This is a genomic window from Streptomyces sp. NRRL S-1022, assembly GCF_000720135.1.
Classification (GTDB): Bacteria; Actinomycetota; Actinomycetes; order Streptomycetales; family Streptomycetaceae; genus Streptomyces.
In genome coordinates, this window is sequence record NZ_JOIU01000107.1 from 1 (window position 1) to 982 (window position 982).

Consider the following 982-nt stretch of genomic DNA (forward strand, 5'->3'; position numbering starts at 1 on the left):
GCGCCGTGGGTGGTGACCAGGTGGCGGGCCAGTACCGTGCCCAGTGTTCCGGTGGCGCCGGTGATCAGGATGGTGCCCTGGTCCCAGTTGACGGCGCGTCCGGTGCCGGTGCGGGTGTCGGTGCCGGTGCCGGTGCGGGTGTCGGTGCCGGTGCGGGTGTCGGGGTCGGTGCTTGTGCGGGTCAGGCGGGGAACGTGGGTGATTCCGGCGCGTACGGCCAGTTGGGGTTCGCCGGTGCTGAGGATCCGCGGGGTGTCGAGGTCGGTTCCGGGTTCGAGGTCTGCCAGGACGATGCGGCCGGGGTGTTCGGTCTGGGCGACGCGGACCAGTCCGGTCACGCCGGAGGCGGCGAGGTCGGTGACGTCCTCTCCGGTGACGGCGGCACGAGGGCCTCCCGGTCGGGGTCCACCACGCCGGGCAGCAGTGTGTGCAGGGCGGCGTCCAGCAGTGCCGGGTGCAGCAGGTAACGCCCCGCCTCGGCGCGCAGCGCCTCCGGGAGGGCGACCTCGGCGAACACCTCGCCCTCGCCCAGCCAGGCCCGCCGCAGCCCGCGGAACGCCGGACCATAGGCGTAACCCAGCTCCTCCAGATGCTCGTAGACATGTGGTCGGCCAGCCAGGGATGGGTGCGCAGCGAGATGCGGCTGGTCAGCACGTACTCGTCCCGGGCGGCCAGACCCAGCGAGGCACCCAGGATGGGGTGCCCGACGGCCCTCAGCCCCAGCCCCTCGGCGTCGGCGGGGGCGTCGACGGGGTCGAGCCAGTAGCGCTCGCGCTGGAAGGCGTAGGTGGGCAGGGGTGCCGGGGCCGCGGCCGCGGGACGGAGGTAGGCCTGCCAGTCGACCGGCACGCCCGCGGTGAACGCCTGGGCCATGCCGGAGACCAGGCTGCGGGTTTCGTCGTGGTCGCGGCGCAGGAGGGGGATGGTGGTGGTGTCGTCGAGTGTGTCCTGGGTGAGGGCGGTGAGGACGGCGTCGGGGCCG

The 982-nt window shown here is 73.8% G+C and carries 2 protein-coding genes and 1 pseudogene; all 3 read right to left on the reverse strand.

Annotated elements, in window-relative coordinates:
- On the reverse strand, nucleotides 1-338 hold a 338-nt coding region (locus tag IG05_RS43170), incomplete at its 3' end, for a SpnB-like Rossmann fold domain-containing protein (RefSeq protein WP_037815905.1).
- Nucleotides 335-619, reverse strand: coding sequence for a polyketide synthase dehydratase domain-containing protein (locus tag IG05_RS49845; protein ID WP_324605060.1), 285 nt, complete (start codon nucleotides 617-619; stop codon nucleotides 335-337). The genes IG05_RS49845 and IG05_RS43170, both read right to left, overlap by 4 nt.
- Nucleotides 620-648: 29 nt before the next feature.
- Nucleotides 649-873: pseudogene (locus IG05_RS50395) on the reverse strand (hypothetical protein); the annotation flags it as partial.
- Nucleotides 874-982 lie beyond the last annotated feature (109 nt).